Origin of the sequence: Pseudomonas sp. HN11 (genome assembly GCF_021390155.1) — a bacterium.
GTDB lineage: Bacteria > Pseudomonadota > Gammaproteobacteria > Pseudomonadales > Pseudomonadaceae > Aquipseudomonas.
Map to the genome: position 1 here is coordinate 814,491 of NZ_CP089985.1, position 18,805 is coordinate 833,295.

The window sequence follows — 18,805 nt, forward strand, 5'->3', positions numbered from 1 at the left end:
TGGGAGCGAGCAAGCCCGCTCCCACATTTAGCTCTCCACTCACCTGAAGATCAGCGATAAGCCGTCGCAATCCCCTGCCTTTCTTCCAGGCACTCCGGTGCCCCCATTTCGAATTCCCGGCAGATCAGTGGCCGTCGCTCATAGATCGTGCACATCATCGTGTCCCGATCCAGCGCCGCGCACCAGCCGTCGTCCAGGCGCAGCATCACTTCGCCGCCCCAATCGTCGGTGTCGATATAGCGCTCCGGCACGCCGGTGTCGGTGATCAGCATCACTTCCAGTTGACAGCAACAGGCCGCGCAGGTCGAGCAGGTGACCGCAGGTTCGGTGATTTGAGTGTGAGGGATGTTGGACATGGCCGCAGCTTCAAGCTTTGAGCGGCAAGCTGCAAGTAAAAGCCGACCGGCTTCAGTTTTTTGTGGCAGCGCTGGCGAGCAGGATAAAGAGCAAAGCCCACAGCAGTGCCAATGCGGACAGGCTCGCCTCCAATGAATAACCAAAGCTCACCCCGGCGAGTTGACTGCCCGCGTAGTAAGACGTCGGGCCGCCCACTGCGCCCAATAAGGCGGCACGCCACCGAGGCTGGGTACTCCAGGCCAGGCAATGACGCAGTGTGGTTGCCAATAACGCCCAGAGCATTATCAACCACAGAGGAATCAACGGCCCAGGCTCACTGAACTGGAAAAACCCCACGGTGCGTAACAACGTATCTATCAACGTGCCGAACAACGTCACGCCCAGAATCAGCCTGCCGTCTTCAGCCCACGAACTTATCCACAGCAGATGAATACCCAGCGCGGCTAGCCCAATGAGTAACCACAGGCTGTCGCCACCCAGCACGCAAGCAAACCAGCCGCATTGAAACAGCACGGCATTGGCCAGCGTCTTAAGCACTGAAACGCCCGAGCAGCGGCGGGTTGATCGCCGACGGTTTGGCCAGCAGCAATTGCGCGGTACCGATGGTGCGTTCCATAAAGCCACCTTCGCAGTAGCACAGGTAGAACTCCCACAGCCGCAGGAAGTACTCGTCGTAGCCCAACTCCGCAAGGCGGCCATGTGCGCGGCGAAAATTCTCATGCCACAGGCGCAAGGTTCGCGCGTAGTGCAGGCCGAAATCCTCCATGTGCAGCAGGTTCATGTCGGTATCGCGGCTGACGATCTGCATCATCTTTTGCACGCAAGGCAGGGCGCCGCCCGGGAAGATGTAGCGCTGGATAAAGTCGACGTTGGTTTTGGCCTGCTCGTAGCGTTGGTCACGAATGGTGATGGCTTGCAGCAACATCAGTCCATCGCTCTTGAGCAGGTGCGCGCACTGTTTGAAGTAGGTCGGCAGAAACCGATGGCCCACTGCCTCGATCATCTCGATCGACACCAGCTTGTCATACTGGCCGGTAAGGTCGCGGTAATCCTGCAACAGCAGCGTGACCTGATCTTGCAAGCCAAGCGCCGCGATGCGTTTTTCGGTGTAGGCGAACTGCTCCTTGGACAAGGTCGTGGTGGTGACTTTGCAGCCATAATGCTGCGCCGCATACAGCGCCATGCTGCCCCAGCCGGTGCCGATTTCCAGCAGGTGGTCGCCGGGCTTGAGCGCCAACTTCTGGCAGATGCGCTCCAGCTTGTTCAGTTGCGCCTGTTCCAAGGTGTCGTCGGGGCTCAGGAATTGCGCCGCCGAGTACATCATGGTCGGGTCGAGGAATTCTTCGAACAGGTCGTTGCCCAGGTCGTAATGGGCGGCAATGTTTTTCCGCGAGCCTTTGCGCGTATTACGGTTGAGCCAGTGCAGGCCCTGGGTGAACGGACGGGCCAGACGTGCCAGGCCGCCCTCCATCGCGTCGAGCACATCCAGGTTGCTGACCATCACGCGAACCACCGCCGTAAGGTCCGGGCTGCTCCAGTAGCCGTGGATAAACGCTTCGCCGGCACCGATGGAACCGTTGGCCGCCACCAGGCCCCACACGGCGGAATCGAGAATCTGGATCTCCCCCAGCAAATGCGCTTCCCGTGCGCCGAATACCTGCCGCTCGCCGTCCTCGATCACCACCAACTGGCCATGGCGCAGTAGGCTGAGCTGACGCAGCACGGCTTTGCGCAATAGCACGGCGGTCATGCCGTTGACGTTCAGGCGATTAGTCTTGACCGATAAGCTAGGGGATTTCATGGCGGCGATCCTTGGTATACCCGACTGCGGTGCTTGAGGCGCCATCGGCGGCCTGATGGGAGAAAATCGGTGTGCGTTTGAGCAACAGGCGCAGGGCCTGCCAGTAAATCGCGAGACAGGTCTTGGCGCTCATCCACGGAAAGAGCCATAGGTAGCGGTGCAGGCTGGCGCGGGTGAGCGCTTCCTTGTGCAGGCTCAAGGTGGCGTCGAAGACTTTCAATTCGCCCTGCCAATCGGCCATATGTACGCCGAGCTTGGCGGCGGGTGGGCTGAAACTCATGCGGTATTCCATGTCGCGCGGCAAGAACGGCGACACATGGAAGGCCTTGGCCACGGCAAAGTGCTGGTGCTCATCCGCACCCGGAGACTGCGCCGGCAGCACGTAGTGGTAGCGTTCTCGCCATGGGGTGTTCGTCACTTCACACAGAATCGCGGCCAGACGTCCGTCAGCCTCGAAGCAATAGAAGAAACTCACAGGGTTAAAAGCCAGGCCCCAACTGCGGGCCTGGGTCAGTAGGCAGATAACGCCCTGGGGGGTACGCCCCAGCGCCTTGCCGACTTCCTGGCGCACGGCATCGCTCAAACTGATGCCGGTGCGCGTCCATTCACGCAGGTAGTCCTGCTGGCGAAAACCGAAGGGCGCCAGACGGCTGCGCCCGGCCAGGGGCGAGAGCCCGAGCACGTCGTGTTCTTCGCTCAAATCCAGGTACAGCAGGCCGATGCGGTAGCGAAAGGCATGGGCCTTGGGCGCAAACCGGCGATGGGCAATCCAGCCGCTGTACAGGGCGCTGTTCACAGGGTTTCCCCAAAGGCTCGGGCCACGCGCAACGCGCTGACCACGCCGTCTTCGTGAAAACCATTGGCCCAGTAGGCGCCGCAATAAAAGGTATTGCGCACGCCAGACACTTCATCCCAGCGCGCTTGGGCTGCCACCGCCGCCAGACTGTATTGCGGGTGGGCGTAGGTGTAGCGGGCGAGAATCTTCAACGGGTTGATCATTTGCGTCTGATTGAGGCTGACGCAAAACGTGGTGTCGCTGTCGATACCTTGCAGGATGTTCATGTCATAGGTGACCGCCGCCTGCGTCTGCCGGTTGGCAGTGAGCCGGTAGTTCCAGCTGGCCCAGGCCAGTTTGCGGTCGGGTAACAGGCGCGTGTCGGTGTGCAGCACCACATCATTGTCGGCGTAGGGCAGTGCGCTCAATATTTGCTGTTCGGCCTGGCTGGGGTCACCGAGCAACGCCAGCGCCTGGTCGCTGTGGCAGGCAAACACCACCTTGTCGAACGCTTCGGTGCCGACGGCACTGTGGACCACCACGCCCTCTGCATCCCGCTCTACCAGGTGTACCGGGCAGTCGAGGCGGATGTGTTCGCGAAAGGTGCGGGTCAGGGGTTCGATATAGCTGCTTGAGCCGCCCTCGATCACACACCACTGTGGCCGGTTGTTTACTGAGAGCAACCCGTGGTTCTTGAAAAAACGCACGAAGAACTGCAGCGGAAATTTCAGCATGTCCACCAGCGACATCGACCAGATCGCGGCACCCATCGGCACGATGTAATGCAGGATAAACCGCGGACCATATCCTTTCGCTTCGAGGTAATCCCCCAGGGTCATGTCGGCGCTGATGCGTTGCTCATGCAGGTCCAGCGGTGCCTGGCGATTGAAGCGCAGGATGTCACGCAGCATGCCCCAGAACCCGGGCGACAGGATGTTGCGCCGCTGGGCAAACAGGCTGTTGAGGTTGTTGCCGTTGTACTCGAACCGAGTGTTTTCGTCGCACACCGAAAAGCTCATTTCAGTCGGTTTGAACCTGACCCCGATCTGTCTCAGCAGACGAATGAAATGGGGATAGGTCCAGTCGTTGAACACGATAAAACCCGTGTCGACCGCGTAGCTTTTACCCTCGACGGTCACGTTGACCGTGTGGGTATGTCCGCCAATGCGGTCGCCCGCTTCGAACAGCGTGATCTCATGCTGACGGCTGAGCAGGTAAGCACTGGTCAGCCCCGCGATGCCGCTGCCGATGATGGCGATCTTCACAGGTCATCCTTCTTCGGCGGCGGGCTGCGCAACATGCGTTTGCCGATGATCAACTGCGCGCGGTTCGGCAGTTTCGACAGCGGCCAGAGGGTCGCGATGAACAGCGCGGGGAAGGCAATTTCCAGTGGGCGTTTTTCCAGCTTGGCGAAGATATGTTTCGCGGCTTTGTCCGCCGACCAACTGAGGGGCATGGGGAAGTCGTTGCGCTCAGTCAGTGGCGTGTCGACAAAGCCCGGACTGATTACCGTGACATCGATATTTTCCGGCGACAGGCTGATGCGCAAGGACTCGAACAGGTAGCGCAAGCCGGCTTTTGACGCGCCATAGGCTTCGGCACGCGGCATCGGCAGGTACGTCACGGCGCTGGCGACGCCCACCAGGTACGGCGTGTGGCCGGCACGCAGCAGCGGCAAGGCTGCTTCAATGCAATAACTGCTTGCCAGCAGGTTGGTACGCACTACGTGTTCGATGATCGATGAGTCGAACTGCCGCGCATCCACGTATTCGCAGGTGCCGGCGTTGAGGATCACGGTGTCCAGCGACCCCCAGACGACGCCGATGTGTTCGCCGATCTCGCGCACGGTCTGGCTGTCGGTCAGGTCGCCGGCCACCACCAGCACTTGGCCGGGATACCGGTGGGCGAGCGCTTCCAAAGGCCCTCTGGTGCGCGAGCTGAGGGCCACATGGGCGCCGCTGTTGAGCAACTCCACAGCCAGCGCCGCACCGATGCCACTGCTGGCGCCGGTCAGCCAATAACGACGAGGCGGTTTCAGGCTCATCCCATTCTCCTTTTCAGCCAACGGATGACGTTGCCCAGCACAGGCAAGTGTTCGTACAGCATGGCGCCAGCATCAAAATAATCGCGGTGGCGGTACACCTTGTCACGCCACATCAAGTGCGAGCAGCCTTCCACTCGGATGACCTTGCCGCTCGCCAGGCGCGGGTGGCAAAAACTCATTTTCCAGCGCAGGTAGCCTTCGCCTTCGGCCACCTGGTCGAAACCATGGAAGTCGAAGCGCAGTTGGCTGACGTTGCTGTACAGCTCGGCGAAGTAGCGGTGCATGGCCGGTAGACCGTGGACTTCATGTAGCGGGTCGGCAAAGCGGATGTCCGGGCTGTACAGGTTGTCGAGCAAATGCAGGTTGTGCTTGTCCAGCGTGGTGAAGCCCTGGGCGAAACGGCGCAGGAAGTCACTCATGTTCGCCCCCTGCCGCTTGGCGCGAAGGCAGGCTGCGGAAGGCGGCCAAGGCGCGTTCGCGGGACTTCTTCAGGTCCACAATCGAACGTGGGTAATCGGCCACGCCGAATAAACCGCCGGCGGCTTCAGGGTTGTGCACTTCCTTTTTATTCAGCGCGGCCAGCTCCGGCAGCCAGCGCTTGATGAAAATGCCTTCGCTGTCGAATTTCTCCGACTGACTCAACGGGCTGAAAATCCGGAAATACGGCGCCGAGTCGGTGCCGGTGGATGAGCTCCACTGCCAGCCGCCGTTGTTGGCCGCCAGGTCACCATCGATCAGGTGACGCATAAAGAAGCGCTCGCCTTCGCGCCAATCGATCAGCAGGTTCTTGGTCAGGAACATTGCCACCACCATGCGCAGGCGATTATGCATCCAGCCGGTTTCGAGCAGTTGGCGCATGGCGGCGTCAATGATTGGCAGGCCGGTTCGCGCTTCCTGCCAGGCGGCGAGATCTTTGGGTGCGTTGCGCCACGCGACCGCTTCGGTTTCGGGGCGGAAGGCACGGTGACGGGAGACCCGCGGGTAGCCCACCAGGATGTGTTTGTAGAACTCCCGCCAGAGCAATTCGTTGATCCAGGTGATAGCGCCCATGTCGCCACTTTCGAACTCACCGCCGTTGGTTTGCAGCGCGGCATGCAGGCACTGGCGTGGCGAAACCACGCCCGCGGCAAGGTAGGCGGAGAGCTGGCTGGTGCCGGGTTTGGCGGGGAAGTCGCGCTCGTCTTTGTAGTCGCTGATCTGCTGGTCGACAAAGGCGTCGAGGCGGCGCCGGGCTTCGTCTTCGCCGGCTGGCCAGAGGGCACGCAGGGATGCGCTGGGGGGGGCAAAACCTTCGACGGTTGTCGGGATGGGATCGCTTCTCAGCTTGATCGCGGCTTGAGCCTTGGGTGCCGCGACCAATCGTGGCAAGGCGCCGTGCAAGCGGGTGTAGCAGACCTTTCGGAACTGGCTGAACACCTGGAAGTAGCTGCCGGTCTTGGTCAATACGCTGCCGGGCTGGAAGAACAGTTGGTCCAGATAGCTGTGGAAGGTGATGCCTTCTTTTTCCAAGGCTTTGCCCACGGCCGCATCTCGGCGGCTTTCGTGGATGCCGTATTCCTGGTTGACATGCACTGACTCCACCGACAGCTCGCGGCACAGCTTGCTGAGTACACCGGGTGCCTGGTCCCAGGTGGCTGCGGTGCGGATCAGCAGGGGAATGTTCAACTCACCCAGCGTCTTGCTCAGGTCTTGCAGGTTGCGCAGCCAGAAATCCACTTTGCACGGCGCATCATCATGGTCCAGCCATTGCTGCGGTGTGATCAGGTACACCGCCGCAATCGGTCCACGCTGGCTCGCGGCGGCCAGGGCGGTGTTGTCGTGTAGGCGCAGGTCGGTGCGTAGCCAGATCAAATGCATTTAAACGAGTCCACGCTGGATCAACAGTTGGTGGGCCGACAACGGATCTTCGGCGACGAACAATTCAGGGATGTCATGGGTTAATACGGACAGCTCGGCCTGATGGATACATACCGTTGGTCCGACGATCAACTTGGGGCAACTGACGCCAGCCAAAAGTTTTACGACGGCCGGCAAATGCAATGCTTTGCTGGAATACAGCAGCACCGCGCGCGGTTGCAGGTGTTCCACCGCCAGGGCCAGTTCACCGGCGGGCAACGGCCAGTCGAACACTTCCACCGGGCAGTCGGCGCTACTGACGAGCCAGGCGCTGAGCCACAGGTGCGGCTCCAGGGGCAGGTCGGACTGGTTGACCAGCAGCAACGGCGCGCCGTGCAACTGACGATTGTTGTGGTAGATACGCGCACCAAACTTGCTGCGCAGCCAGGACAGAAAAAACACCCGCTCCATCTGCGCACCAAACTGGCCCTGCCAACGTTGTTCCAGCTCTTGCAACAGCGGCAATAGCAGTTGCTCGCACAGGGTGCGCGGCGGGTACAGCGCCATGGCCTGGTTGAAGGCGTCATCCACTCGGCGCTCGATCAGTTCGCTGATGGCTTGCACCAGGTTCTGACGCAGAGAGTGCCATTCGTTTTGCACGGCATCGGGTACGGTGAGAGCGGAGTCGATCAGGCCTTTGACCTGGCTGACGGGCACGCCGCGATTGAGCCAAGTGAGGATGGTGTGGATGCGTTGTACATGCTCGGCGCTGAACAGCCGATGACCCTTGGGCGTGCGCTGAGGCACGATCAAGCCATAGCGGCGTTCCCAGGCGCGCAGGGTCACGGCGTTGACGCCGGTCTGGCGTGCCACTTCGCGGATCGGCAGCCACCCATTTTCAAGGGCTTGCGCGATGTCTTCGCCGGGTTCGTCGTGCAGGGCAGCTTTCATGGTCTAGATCGCATTTCGCAGACTGAGATTTTCCGGATGCGGTTGCAGGTACGCCTGTTGCGCGATGTAGCGGTCCGGGTGTTGGCGAAAGTGGTGCTTTAGCAGGGTCAGCGGCACCACCAGCGGCACGACACCGTGACGGTATTGGCCAATAACGGTCTGCATTTCCTGTTTGTCGTCGGCGCTGATGACTTGTTTGAGATAACCGCTGATGTGTTGCAGCACGTTGGTGTGGGTGCCACGGGTGGCGCAGCGTGTGAGGCCGGTCATCAGGTCGCTGAAATAGCAACTGGCCAATTCGTCAAGGTTGGCATCCTTGGTCATGCTGCCCAGCAGCTGCCCGAGACGTTTGTAATGCGCGGGGCTGTGGGCCATCAACAAGTATTTGTAACGTGAATGGAAGGCCAACAAGCGGTGGCGGGTCAGTCCTTCGACCAGCAGCTGTTGCCAGTCGGCGTAGACGAACACGCGGGTCAGGAAGTTTTCCCGCAACACCGGATCATTCAGCCGACCGTCTTCTTCAACTGGCAGGTTAGGGTGGCGTGCGCAAAATGCCTGGGCGTAGATACCGCGCCCGCCGCCGTCGACCGGGGTGCCGTTGTCGCGGTAGACCTTGACCCGCTCCAAGCCGCATGACGGTGACTTCTGCATGAAGATGTAGCCGCACAGGTCGGTATGTTCCGATGCCATCTGCTGGCCGTAGTTGTTCAGTGGCTGAGTGACGTTCAGCTCGCGGTGCAGCGTGCCAACGGCTTGCGGGTGAGCAGGGTCGCCCACCAGGCGGATCGGCTCGCGTGGTATGCCGAGCCCGATAGCCACCTCGGGGCACAACGGCACGAAGTCGAAATAGTCGGCGAGGGTCTGGCTGCACAGCAGGGATTGTTTATGGCCGCCGTTGAAACGCACATTCTCGCCCAGCAGGCAGGCGCTGATGGCGATCTTCGGTTTGGTGGTGCTGGACATAAACGAACCTCTGCAATATTCCTGTACAAAATAGAAATTTTGTACAACTAAATCTCATCATAGATTCAGTGCTGTACAAGTCAATTTTTTTGTACAAGTTTTTTGCAGGTGAGTTATTTCCAGCCCATTTTCCAGGTGTCGGCGTCTTGCAGCGACTGCCAGGCGAAGCGCGCGGCGCGTCGGGTCATGACGGCTTGAAGTTCGATTTCCAGCACGATGCCTTCTTCGTCCCGAAACAGCTCGGTGACCAAAAAGTGTTTTTCTTTGTTGCGAGGATGAGCTGCTGTCCACTTCGACAGCAGCAATTTTGCGGGATTGATGCGGTTCATTGCAGGTGTTCGATCAAGCGTCGCGCGGCTTCCTGGCCACTGAGCCATGCACCTTCAACTCGGCCCGACAGGCACCAGTCGCCACACACGTACAGGCCCAGATCAGCGTCAGCGAGCACGCCGAATTCATGGCTGCTGGATGGGCGCGCATAAAGCCAGCGGTGCGCCAGGCTGAACGATGGCGCGGGCATGGCGCTGTGCAGCAGTTCGGCGAAGGCGCCGTGCAGATGCTCGATTACCGCTTCTTTGGACAGGTCCAGATGGGCCCTGCTCCATGCGCTGGTGGCGTGCAGCACCCAGGTGTCGAGGGCGGTGTCACGTCCCGGTTTGCTGCGGTTGCGCGCCAGCCAATCGAGGGGGCTGTCTTGGACGAAACAGCCCTCCATCGGCGTATCCAGGGGCTTGTCGAACGCCAGGGCAATGGCCCAGGTCGGGTCCATTTTCACGCCAGCGGCGGCACTGGCCAGCTTTGGCGCGGCCGCCAACAGGGCGGTGGCCTGGGGCGCTGGCGTGGCGATGATCACGTGGCTGAACGGGCCGTGGTTTTCGCCGTCGGCATCCAGCAGGTTCCAGTGTTGCTTCCCTTGGAATACATCGGTGATGCGGCAACCGAACTCCACCGGCAGGTCATCAAGCAGGGCGCGGGTGATCGCGCTCATGCGTGGCGTGCCGACCCAGCGGATCTGTTCATCGGGGGAGGGTGTGAGCTGGCCGGACTTGAAATTGTACAGCTGGGGCTTCCATTGTTCGGCCCAGCCATTGCTTTGCCAGCGCTGCACTTCGTTGACGAAGCGCCGGTCGCGGGCGGTGAAATATTGCGCGCCCATGTCCAGAGAGCCGGCATCGCTGCGCTTGCTGGACATGCGGCCGCCACTGCCGCGGCTTTTATCGAAGAGTAGTACAACGTGCCCCGCGTCTCGTAACGCTCGGGCGGCGGAGAGACCGGCGATGCCGGTGCCGATGATCGCGATGGGAACAGTCATGGGAGGCCTCGTTTTACCGTTGGGTACAGACTACGCCGACACTAATATCTGTACAATATTGTTTTTTGGTATAAGTTTTGGCTTACCTGTTCTTACGGCGTGACCTATGGTTAAAGCGAAGGCTTGAACCAATGTTCCGTCCGATTAAATTGATCCCTGCTTATAAAATAGACCAGTGATCGGCGGCGAACGTTACATGAGGAGCGTCCCATGCATATTTTGCTGACCGGTGGTACTGGTTTGATCGGCCGCCAACTCTGCCGGAATTGGCTTGCGCAGGGCCATCGCCTGACCGTATGGAGTCGTCATCCGGATCAGGTTACCAGGCTGTGCGGCGCGCAGGTGTCAGGCGTCGACCACCTGCAACAGGTTGTCGGCCCGGTGGATGCGGTCATTAATCTTGCTGGTGCACCTATCGCGGATCGTCCCTGGACCCACAAGCGCAAGGCATTGTTGTGGAGCAGCCGCATCGGTCTGACTGAAACCTTGCTGACATGGCTTGAGGGCCTTGCGCAAAAACCGGCGGTGTTGATTTCCGGTTCGGCCGTGGGCTGGTATGGCGATGGCGGCGAGCGCGAACTGACCGAGGCCAGCGGCCCGGTGCAAGACGATTTTCCCAGCCAGTTGTGTATCGCCTGGGAGGAAACCGCTCAGCGCGCCGAGGCCCTGGGTATTCGCGTTGTATTGGTGCGTACCGGCCTGGTGCTGGCAGCCGAAGGCGGCTTTTTGTCGCGGCTGTTGCTGCCGTTCAAACTGGCGCTGGGCGGGCCTATCGGCAATGGTCGCCAGTGGATGCCGTGGGTGCATATCAAGGATCAAATCGCCGTGATTGATTTTCTTCTACAGCAGCCTGACACCAGCGGTCCTTATAATGCCTGCGCACCGCACCCGGTACGCAATCGCGAGTTTGCGAAAACCCTGGGCCAGGTGTTGCACCGTCCGGCGTTTATGCCGATGCCGGCCTTTGCGTTGAAGGTGGGCCTGGGCGAGTTGTCCGGCCTGTTGCTGGGGGGGCAGAAAGCGGTGCCCGAACGGCTGCTGGCCGCCGGTTTCACTTTCCAGTTCACTGAGTTGCGCGCGGCTCTGGACGACTTGTCCAGCCGCCTCTAGAGATAGGATGTTGCATGACGGATCACGCGTTGTTACTGGTCAACCTTGGCTCACCAGCGTCCACTTCGGTGGCCGATGTGCGCAGCTACCTCAATCAGTTCCTGATGGACCCTTATGTGATCGACTTGCCGTGGCCGGTGCGACGCTTGTTGGTTTCGCTGATCCTGATCAAGCGCCCCGAGCAGTCGGCCCACGCCTACGCCTCGATCTGGTGGGACGAGGGTTCGCCGTTGGTGGTGCTCAGCCGCCGTTTACAGCAGCAGATGACCTCACAGTGGACTCAAGGCCCGGTGGAGTTGGCGATGCGCTACGGCGAGCCGTCCATTGAAAACGTGCTGACCCGCCTCGCCGCCCAGGGCATTCGCAAAGTCACCCTGGCGCCGTTGTATCCGCAGTTCGCCGACAGCACCGTGACCACGGTGATTGAAGAGGCCAAGCGGGTCGTGCGCGATAAGAAGCTGAGCGTGCAATTCTCGATCTTGCAGCCGTTCTACGACCAGCCGGAATACCTTGATGCCCTCGCGGCGAGTGTCCGCTCTTATGTGGAGCAGGATTACGACCACCTGTTGCTGAGTTTCCACGGCTTGCCTGAGCGCCACCTGACCAAACTCGACCCGACAGGCCAGCATTGCTTCAAGGATGCCGACTGCTGCAAGAACGCGTCCGCCGAAGTGCTTAAGACCTGCTATCGCGCGCAATGCTTCAGCGTCGCCCGTGATCTTGCTGCACGCCTGGGCTTGCCGGAAGATAAATGGTCGGTGGCGTTCCAGTCGCGCCTGGGCCGCGCCAAATGGATCGAACCCTACACCGAAGCGCGCCTGGAGGCGTTGGCCCAGCAAGGCGTGAAAAAGCTGCTGGTGATGTGCCCGGCGTTTGTTGCCGATTGCATCGAGACGTTGGAGGAGATCGGCGATCGCGGCCTGGAGCAGTTCCGCGAGGCCGGGGGAGAGGAATTGGTACTGGTGCCGTGCCTGAATGATGATCTGCAGTGGGCGAAGGCGTTGAACACTCTGTGCGAAAGGGCACCTGTCGTTTTAACTTGAATGTGCTTGGTCGCGAGGGTTATTTATCCGTGATGAGGATGTCGAATCCGTCTGAATACCAACCCTTCTCAGAATCAATGGTGGCTATTGGTTTTGACCTTACGTCAGGTCACATGCAGCCTAGCCCAAAGCCCATTACGACTCATTGGCTCGACCAACGGCCTCTGCCAGGTAGCCTCGATACTGCAGTTTAGGTTCTGAACCATCGATCTTTTGATAAACCAGATCCTCTTTATCGAGGCCATCCAGGCCTTGGATTCCGCCAATCAGAGCAGGCCAGTCCTTGCGGCTCACAGCGTTGACCACGTGAGGTTTAAGGTAGGCATCAAGTAGCTGTTTCCTAGGGTCAAGAATCTCAGCACTTAGCGCAGCAAGATAGTCATCCTTGGTGGTATGACCCCAGTTAATGCTGAAGCCTGCTCGGTGGCAAAGCTCTGTATAAATGAGAAGAATAGTTCTGCCATTGCCATCGAGGAAGGGGTGCGCCAGGGCGAGGGCGCCCATGACCTCGCCTGGTCGATCCCGAAAGCGAGCATATTTACCGGCTAGACCTATTGCGTACTCAGCCGCTAGCCGGATGTCTTCCGCGTCAGCGAACTCGGTATAGCCTGGCTCGCCTTTGCGGCCCTTCGTGATGCGAAGCTCAGGTGTAACGACCATTCGATCTTGGCCGGCCCAAGGGTAGATGCTCATGAAGAGCATTTGATGGACCGTCAGGATGGATGTGTAATCGATGGTTTCGGCGTCTGCCAATCTGCCAAGTAGGCAAGAGCTTGCTCGATATTGGATTCGAACGAGGAGTGTTCGAGTCGCTTCACGATATTGAGATCAGTGAGCTGATAGATATTTCGCAGATAACCTGCGGTCTCAAAGTCGCCGAAGGGGTCGAATCTCACGCGTGAAGCTTCTTCTTCGCCCTGCGCTCGCCCGCGCTCTTCTCTGTCAGGTAGCGCACCTGCATGGCGAGTAGATCAGAAGTGCTCATTACGCCTTTGCGCTTCAAATTAACCAGGAGCTGCTCAACCGAATCAAGAACGACCGTATCCCCTGATAGAGAGGTGATACACGCGGCCATGCGGCTGACACTATCTCGCTCAGAGGTCACTTTGTGAGTTCTGGCTAGCTGGCGGACTTCACTGGCGACGCTTTTAGTGGCTGGTTTGGTCATTGGCGGCCCTCCTACGGTGTACAGTCTTATTGTACCGTACTACAAAAAAAATTGTACGTTGATAGGCGTACATGCCGACGGGACGATCAAGTCGTGTTTTCCATCGGCATGAGTGGACGATACACGCAGGTATACGCCAGCTTCTGCATTTTTACCGTGTTACAGATTTAGGGTCAGGCTGACCGTGAGATTGCGCGGCTCACCCGGATTGATCCAATAGTTACTGTAGGACCGCTCGTAGTACTTCTCATCAAACAGGTTGTTGAGGTTCAGGCCCACGGTGACGTTTTCCGTTGCCTTGTAATGGGCCAGCAGATCAACGGTGTGGTAGGCCGGCAGCTCGAATTGCGTGCCGGCTTCACCGGAACGATCGCCCACATAGGTGAACGCCGCGCCAAGGTCTGAGCCGCGCAACGCACCCTCCCGAAACTCATACACCCCCAACAAACTGCCGCTGCGCTTGGCCACGCCAAGGATGCGGCTGCCCGCGGGAATGGCTTTATCGCCTTTGGTCACTTCGGCGTCGATGTAGGCAAATGCGCCAATCACCCGTACGGCATCGGTCACTTGCCCGGTCAGTTGCAGGTCGAAACCCTGGCTGCGTGCTTTGCCCACGGCGCGGTTGAGGTTGGTGGCCGGATCCAGCGTCAGCACGTTTTCCTTTTCTATATGGAAGGCGGCGAGGGTGGCGCTGAGGCGGTCGTCGAACAGCTCGCTCTTGATCCCCACTTCATAGCCCACGCCTTCTTCGGGCTTGAAGGATTTGTTGTTGGCGTCCAGACCGCTGTTGGGTTTGAACGAGGTGGAGGCGTTGGCGAATACGCCGACTTCGGGCGTTAGCTGGTAGAGCAGGCCGGCGCGTTGGGTAAAGGCGTCATGGGTCTGCTTGCTCTTGGCCTGGCTGCGGGTGAAGTCGTCGATGTTCTGCTCGAAATGCTCGAAGCGTGCACCGACCATGCCGCGCAGGCGGTCGGTGAAGATGATCTGGTCTTGCAGGTTCAGCGCGTGACTCTTGGTCTGTTCGAAGAAATCGGTGCCGGAGCGCGTGCCGTTGGGTTTGGGCTGGCCGTAGACCGGGTTGTAGATATCGATGGCGTAGGGGCTGCCGTCGATAGCAGTCACGCGTTCCTTCTTTCGGTAATCTTCGTATTCGGTGCCGATCAGCAATTCGTGCTGCCAGCTGCCGATGTCGAACAGGCCGCGCAGTTCTAGCTGGGTGATGCTGTCGTGCCAACCCATTGAGCGTTCGCGGTAGCGGCGGTTGATCGTCTGGCCGTCGGCGTTCAATGCGCGGTTTTCCGAGGCGTCGCCCCACAAGCTGCCTTGTTTGTAGTGGCTGGCCAGGCGCAGTTTCCAGGCGTCGTTGAGGTGGTGTTCGAGGGTGGCCTGGATACGGTTGTTGTGGTTGTCGATATCGCCGTCGTTGGGTTCGCCGAGGAAGGTGGAGCGCGATACGCCGGGGGCGTCGACGATGCCTCGGTCGAAGGTGGAGCTGTGGCGGACGAATTCGCTTTCCAACAGCAGGCTGGTGTCTGGGTCCAGCTGCCAACTGAACGAGGGCGCGACAAATACTCGCTTGCTCTGCACGTGATCGCGGAAGCTGTGGTTGTCTTCCACCGCCAGGTTGACCCGAGTCAGCACCTTGCCTTCACTGTCCAGCGGGGTGTTGACGTCCACGGCGGTGCGATAGCGGTCCCAACTGCCGGCGCTGGTTTGCAGGGTGGTGAAGGCTTCGGGTTGGGGCTTCTTGGTGACGATGTTCACCGTGCCGCCGGGATCGCCACGGCCGTACAGGCTGGCGGCGGGCCCCTTGAGTACTTCAATGCGTTCGATATTGGCCGTGTCCGGTGTGCTCGGGTAGCCACGGTTGGCGCTGAAACCGTCCTGATAGAACTCCGACGTGGTGAAGCCGCGCACACTGTATTCGTAAAGTGTCAGGCCGCCAAAGTTGTTTTGCTTGGACACGCCGCCGGCAAATTCCAGGGCGCGCTCCACGTTGGTGCTGCCCAGGTCCTTGAGCACCGTGGCAGGAATTACGCTGATGGATTGTGGGATGTCACGAATCGCAGTGTCGGTTTTTGTCGCGCTGGCCGAACGGGTGGCGCGGTAGCCTTCGACTGGCCCGGTAGCGGATTCATAGGCGTCGGTGGTGACACTGATGGTGTCGAGTTCCAGGGTGTTTTCTTCGGCGTAGGCGGGGTCGAGCAGCAAACCCAAGGCCAGGCCAGCCAAGGGGGCAATTTTTCGAGACGGCATGATAGAGCGTTCCAATAGCGATATTGAAACAATATAACATGACTGATGAGAATGAATTGCTTTGAAATATCAGCTTACAGGTGCCCGCGAACGGGCACCTGCATGACGCGACTTATTCCTCTTCTTTGATCGGCGCTGGCGGTGGACGCAGTCCGATTTCCGCCAGCAGCTTGATCTCCTTGCCGTTGCGCATCACCTGGATCGCCACCTTGTCGGTCGGCTTGATACGCGCCACCTGGTTCATCGACTTGCGGCCATCACCCGCCGGTTCGCCATTGATGCTAAGGATCACATCGCCCAATTGGAGGCCGGCTTTCTGCGCCGGGCCATCGCGGAATATTCCGGCGACCACGATGCCTGGGCGTCCGGTCAAGCCAAACGATTCGGCCAACTCTTTGGTCAACGGCTGTACTTCAATCCCCAGCCAACCACGAATCACCTGGCCGTGCTCGATGATCGATTTCATCACCTCCATCGCCAGCTTCACCGGGATCGCAAAACCGATGCCTTGTGAGCCGCCGGACTTGGAGAAAATCGCCGTGTTGATACCGGTCAGGTTGCCGTTTGCATCCACCAGCGCACCGCCTGAGTTACCCGGGTTGATCGCCGCGTCGGTCTGGATGAAGTCTTCGTAGCTGTTGAGGCCTAATTGATTACGCCCGGTGGCGCTGATGATGCCCATGGTCACCGTCTGACCCACGCCGAACGGGTTGCCGATAGCGAGTGCTACGTCACCTACGCGCAAACCATCGGAACGGCCGAGGGTAATGGAAGGCAGGCTCTTCAAATCGATCTTGAGTACCGCGAGGTCGGTTTCCGGGTCGCTGCCCACCACACGGGCCAGGGTTTCACGGCCGTCACGCAGGGCCACCACGATCTGGTCGGCACCGGTGGTCACGTGGTTGTTGGTGAGAATGTAACCTTCGGGGCTCATGATCACGCCCGAACCCAGGCTGGACTCCATGCGCCGCTGCTTGGGCCCGTTGTCGCCGAAATAGCGGCGAAACTGCGGGTCTTCAAACAACGGGTGCGCCGGTTTGTTGATGACCTTGGTGGTATACAGGTTGACCACCGCAGGGGCGGCGATGGTGACTGCGTCGGCATAAGTTACCGGGCCTTGCACCACCGCGCTCGTCTGCGGCGCCTGTTGCAGGTTCACATCCAGGCTGGGTAGGCCCACCAGCTCGGGATAACGCTGAATAATCAGCATCGCGATCAGCACGCCAGCCAGCAATGGCCATCCAAAAAAACGCAGCGCCTTGAGCATCAAGTAAGTCCTGACAGGTTGCAGGGGGCGAGAGAGCGCCCATAATGTCGCGCATTATACGAGGCTGTGACGCCTGCGAACGGGATATTTAGGAGTCTTTTATGGCCGTCCCCCTTACCACCCTCGTCGAGGAAGCGGACCGCTACCTCGGCAGCGCAAAAATTGCCGATTATTGCCCCAATGGCCTGCAGGTCGAGGGGCGCCCGCAGGTGATGCGCATCGTCAGCGGCGTGACCGCCAGCCAGGCTCTGCTGGACGCGGCCGTCGAAGCCCAGGCCGATCTGATCCTGGTGCACCACGGCTATTTCTGGAAGGGCGAAAACCCTTGCATTACCGGCATGAAACAGCGCCGTCTCAAGACCTTGCTCAAGCACGACATCAGCCTGCTCGCCTACCATCTACCGCTGGATCTGCACCCCGACGTCGGCAATAACGCGCAGCTCGCCCGTCAGCTGGATATTACGGTCGAAGGCCCGCTGGACCCGAGCAACCCCAAGATCGTCGGCTTGGTCGGCTCCCTTGCCGAGCCCCTGTCACCCCGTGATTTTGCCCGCCGTGTGCAGGAAGTCATGGGCCGCGAACCGCTGCTGATCGAAGGCAGCGAGATGATTCGCCGCGTCGGCTGGTGCACTGGCGGTGGCCAGGGCTACATCGACCAGGCGATTGCCGCCGGCGTCGACCTGTACCTGAGCGGCGAAGCCTCCGAGCAAACCTTCCACAGCGCCCGCGAAAACGACATCAGCTTCATCGCCGCCGGCCACCACGCCACCGAGCGTTATGGCGTACAGGCCTTGGGCGATTACTTGGCGCGACGTTTCGCCCTGGAGCATCTGTTCATCGATTGCCCCAACCCTATTTGAGGGCCAAACCTGGGGGTATATTCATATACCGTTTCGATCTAGATGGCTTCCTGAATAGAAGCAGATGCTGTGCTAGCATGCCCCGCTCGAACACGGCCCGCTGGCCGTCCATAAGATCGTTTTTCCGTGAGTAACCATGGTCGACAAACTGACGCATCTGAAACAGCTGGAGGCGGAAAGCATCCACATCATCCGCGAGGTCGTCGCCGAGTTCGACAACCCGGTGATGCTCTACTCGATCGGTAAAGACTCCGCCGTGATGCTGCATCTGGCACGCAAGGCCTTCTTCCCGGGCAAACTGCCGTTCCCGGTGATGCACGTCGACACCCGCTGGAAATTCCAGGAGATGTACAAGTTCCGCGACAAGATGGTCGAAGAGCTTGGTCTGGACCTGATCACCCACGTCAACCCGGACGGTGTGGCGCAGGGCATCAACCCGTTCACCCACGGCAGCGCCAAGCACACCGACATCATGAAGACCGAAGGCCTCAAACAGGCCCTGGACAAGCATGGTTTCGACGCGGCCTTTGGCGGCGCCCGTCGCGATGAAGAGAAATCCCGCGCCAAAGAGCGCGTGTACTCATTCCGCGACAGCAAGCACCGCTGGGACCCGAAAAACCAGCGTCCCGAGCTGTGGAACGTCTACAACGGCAACGTCAACAAGGGTGAGTCCATCCGCGTGTTCCCGCTGTCCAACTGGACCGAGCTGGACATCTGGCAGTACATCTACCTCGAAGGCATCCCGATCGTGCCGCTGTACTTCGCCGCCGAACGCAAAGTGATCGAGAAGAACGGCACGTTGATCATGATCGACGACGACCGCATCCTCGAGCACTTGTCCGACGAAGACAAAGCCCGAATCGTCAAAAAGAAAGTACGTTTCCGTACCCTTGGCTGCTACCCGTTGACGGGCGCGGTGGAGTCCGAAGCCGAGACGCTGACGGACATCATTCAGGAAATGCTCCTGACGCGAACTTCCGAGCGCCAGGGCCGTGTCATCGACCACGATGGTGCAGGCTCGATGGAAGATAAAAAACGTCAAGGCTATTTCTAAGGGGCTGT

Annotated in this window: 20 protein-coding genes; 4 read left to right on the forward strand and 16 right to left on the reverse strand. The window is 59.7% G+C overall.

Annotated elements, in window-relative coordinates:
* Positions 1 to 50: 50 nt before the first annotated feature.
* The 12 genes from LVW35_RS03625 to LVW35_RS03680 all read right to left on the reverse strand — a co-directional run bounded on the left by LVW35_RS03625 (position 51) and on the right by LVW35_RS03680 (position 10,039).
* Positions 51 to 356 carry a YkgJ family cysteine cluster protein gene (locus LVW35_RS03625; protein WP_177074683.1) on the reverse strand — a complete coding sequence of 102 codons (306 nt, stop codon included), beginning with the start codon at positions 354 to 356 and terminating at the stop codon, positions 51 to 53.
* A 52-nt stretch (positions 357 to 408) separates the two neighbouring features.
* Positions 409 to 894, reverse strand: coding sequence for a DUF2878 domain-containing protein (locus tag LVW35_RS03630; protein ID WP_233893771.1), 486 nt, complete (start codon positions 892 to 894; stop codon positions 409 to 411).
* The gene (locus LVW35_RS03635) at positions 887 to 2,158 is read right to left on the reverse strand and encodes an SAM-dependent methyltransferase (protein WP_233893772.1); all 1,272 of its coding nucleotides are present in this window, start codon (positions 2,156 to 2,158) and stop codon (positions 887 to 889) included. Before LVW35_RS03635 ends, LVW35_RS03630 begins: the two co-directional genes overlap by 8 nt.
* On the reverse strand, positions 2,145 to 2,954 hold the full coding sequence (locus tag LVW35_RS03640) for a DUF1365 domain-containing protein (RefSeq protein WP_233893773.1): 810 nt from the start codon (positions 2,952 to 2,954) through the stop codon (positions 2,145 to 2,147). The genes LVW35_RS03635 and LVW35_RS03640 overlap by 14 nt, the downstream gene beginning before the upstream one ends.
* Positions 2,951 to 4,198 (reverse strand): NAD(P)/FAD-dependent oxidoreductase, encoded by a 1,248-nt coding sequence (locus tag LVW35_RS03645; RefSeq protein ID WP_233893774.1) that lies wholly within the window; start codon positions 4,196 to 4,198, stop codon positions 2,951 to 2,953. The genes LVW35_RS03640 and LVW35_RS03645 overlap by 4 nt, the downstream gene beginning before the upstream one ends.
* Entirely contained in the window at positions 4,195 to 4,977 is a 783-nt protein-coding gene (locus LVW35_RS03650) for an SDR family NAD(P)-dependent oxidoreductase (protein WP_233893775.1), read from the reverse strand. Before LVW35_RS03650 ends, LVW35_RS03645 begins: the two co-directional genes overlap by 4 nt.
* Positions 4,974 to 5,396 (reverse strand): nuclear transport factor 2 family protein, encoded by a 423-nt coding sequence (locus LVW35_RS03655; RefSeq protein ID WP_233893776.1) that lies wholly within the window; start codon positions 5,394 to 5,396, stop codon positions 4,974 to 4,976. The genes LVW35_RS03650 and LVW35_RS03655 overlap by 4 nt, the downstream gene beginning before the upstream one ends.
* On the reverse strand, positions 5,389 to 6,834 hold the full coding sequence (gene phrB, locus LVW35_RS03660) for a deoxyribodipyrimidine photo-lyase (RefSeq protein WP_233893777.1): 1,446 nt from the start codon (positions 6,832 to 6,834) through the stop codon (positions 5,389 to 5,391). The genes LVW35_RS03655 and phrB overlap by 8 nt, the downstream gene beginning before the upstream one ends.
* Positions 6,835 to 7,764, reverse strand: a complete 930-nt coding sequence (locus LVW35_RS03665) for a MerR family transcriptional regulator (protein ID WP_233893778.1) — start codon at positions 7,762 to 7,764, stop codon at positions 6,835 to 6,837.
* Positions 7,765 to 7,767: 3 nt separating this feature from the next.
* Positions 7,768 to 8,727 (reverse strand): YbgA family protein, encoded by a 960-nt coding sequence (locus tag LVW35_RS03670; RefSeq protein WP_233893779.1) that lies wholly within the window; start codon positions 8,725 to 8,727, stop codon positions 7,768 to 7,770.
* A gap of 113 nt (positions 8,728 to 8,840) precedes the next feature.
* Positions 8,841 to 9,056 carry a TIGR02450 family Trp-rich protein gene (locus LVW35_RS03675; protein ID WP_233893780.1) on the reverse strand — a complete coding sequence of 72 codons (216 nt, stop codon included), beginning with the start codon at positions 9,054 to 9,056 and terminating at the stop codon, positions 8,841 to 8,843.
* Positions 9,053 to 10,039: an NAD(P)/FAD-dependent oxidoreductase gene (locus LVW35_RS03680; RefSeq protein ID WP_233893781.1), complete on the reverse strand. Its 987-nt coding sequence runs from the start codon at positions 10,037 to 10,039 to the stop codon at positions 9,053 to 9,055. Before LVW35_RS03680 ends, LVW35_RS03675 begins: the two co-directional genes overlap by 4 nt.
* Before the next feature lie 210 nt (positions 10,040 to 10,249).
* Between LVW35_RS03680 and LVW35_RS03685 the strand changes: the two genes are divergently transcribed.
* On the forward strand, positions 10,250 to 11,149 hold the full coding sequence (locus LVW35_RS03685; RefSeq protein WP_233893782.1) for a TIGR01777 family oxidoreductase: 900 nt from the start codon (positions 10,250 to 10,252) through the stop codon (positions 11,147 to 11,149).
* Positions 11,150 to 11,163: 14 nt separating this feature from the next.
* Positions 11,164 to 12,192 carry a ferrochelatase gene (gene hemH, locus LVW35_RS03690; protein ID WP_233893783.1) on the forward strand — a complete coding sequence of 343 codons (1,029 nt, stop codon included), beginning with the start codon at positions 11,164 to 11,166 and terminating at the stop codon, positions 12,190 to 12,192.
* A 135-nt stretch (positions 12,193 to 12,327) separates the two neighbouring features.
* Here the strand turns inward: hemH and LVW35_RS03695 are convergent, their stop codons facing one another.
* From LVW35_RS03695 to algW, 4 genes are all read right to left on the reverse strand, one after another.
* Entirely contained in the window at positions 12,328 to 12,894 is a 567-nt protein-coding gene (locus LVW35_RS03695; RefSeq protein WP_326489601.1) for a cell filamentation protein Fic, read from the reverse strand.
* Between the two features lie 190 nt (positions 12,895 to 13,084).
* Entirely contained in the window at positions 13,085 to 13,360 is a 276-nt protein-coding gene (locus tag LVW35_RS03700) for a hypothetical protein (RefSeq protein WP_233893784.1), read from the reverse strand.
* Between the two features lie 159 nt (positions 13,361 to 13,519).
* Complete coding sequence (locus LVW35_RS03705; protein ID WP_233893785.1) at positions 13,520 to 15,616, reverse strand: TonB-dependent siderophore receptor; 2,097 nt, start codon at positions 15,614 to 15,616, stop codon at positions 13,520 to 13,522.
* Between the two features lie 112 nt (positions 15,617 to 15,728).
* On the reverse strand, positions 15,729 to 16,883 hold the full coding sequence (algW, locus tag LVW35_RS03710; RefSeq protein ID WP_061435266.1) for a Do family serine endopeptidase AlgW: 1,155 nt from the start codon (positions 16,881 to 16,883) through the stop codon (positions 15,729 to 15,731).
* A gap of 101 nt (positions 16,884 to 16,984) precedes the next feature.
* Between algW and LVW35_RS03715 the strand changes: the two genes are divergently transcribed.
* Positions 16,985 to 17,743, forward strand: a complete 759-nt coding sequence (locus tag LVW35_RS03715; RefSeq protein ID WP_233893786.1) for a Nif3-like dinuclear metal center hexameric protein — start codon at positions 16,985 to 16,987, stop codon at positions 17,741 to 17,743.
* A 136-nt stretch (positions 17,744 to 17,879) separates the two neighbouring features.
* A complete protein-coding gene (gene cysD / locus LVW35_RS03720; RefSeq protein WP_233893787.1) occupies positions 17,880 to 18,797 on the forward strand; it encodes a sulfate adenylyltransferase subunit CysD in 918 nt (305 codons plus the stop codon).
* Positions 18,798 to 18,805: the final 8 nt, after the last annotated feature.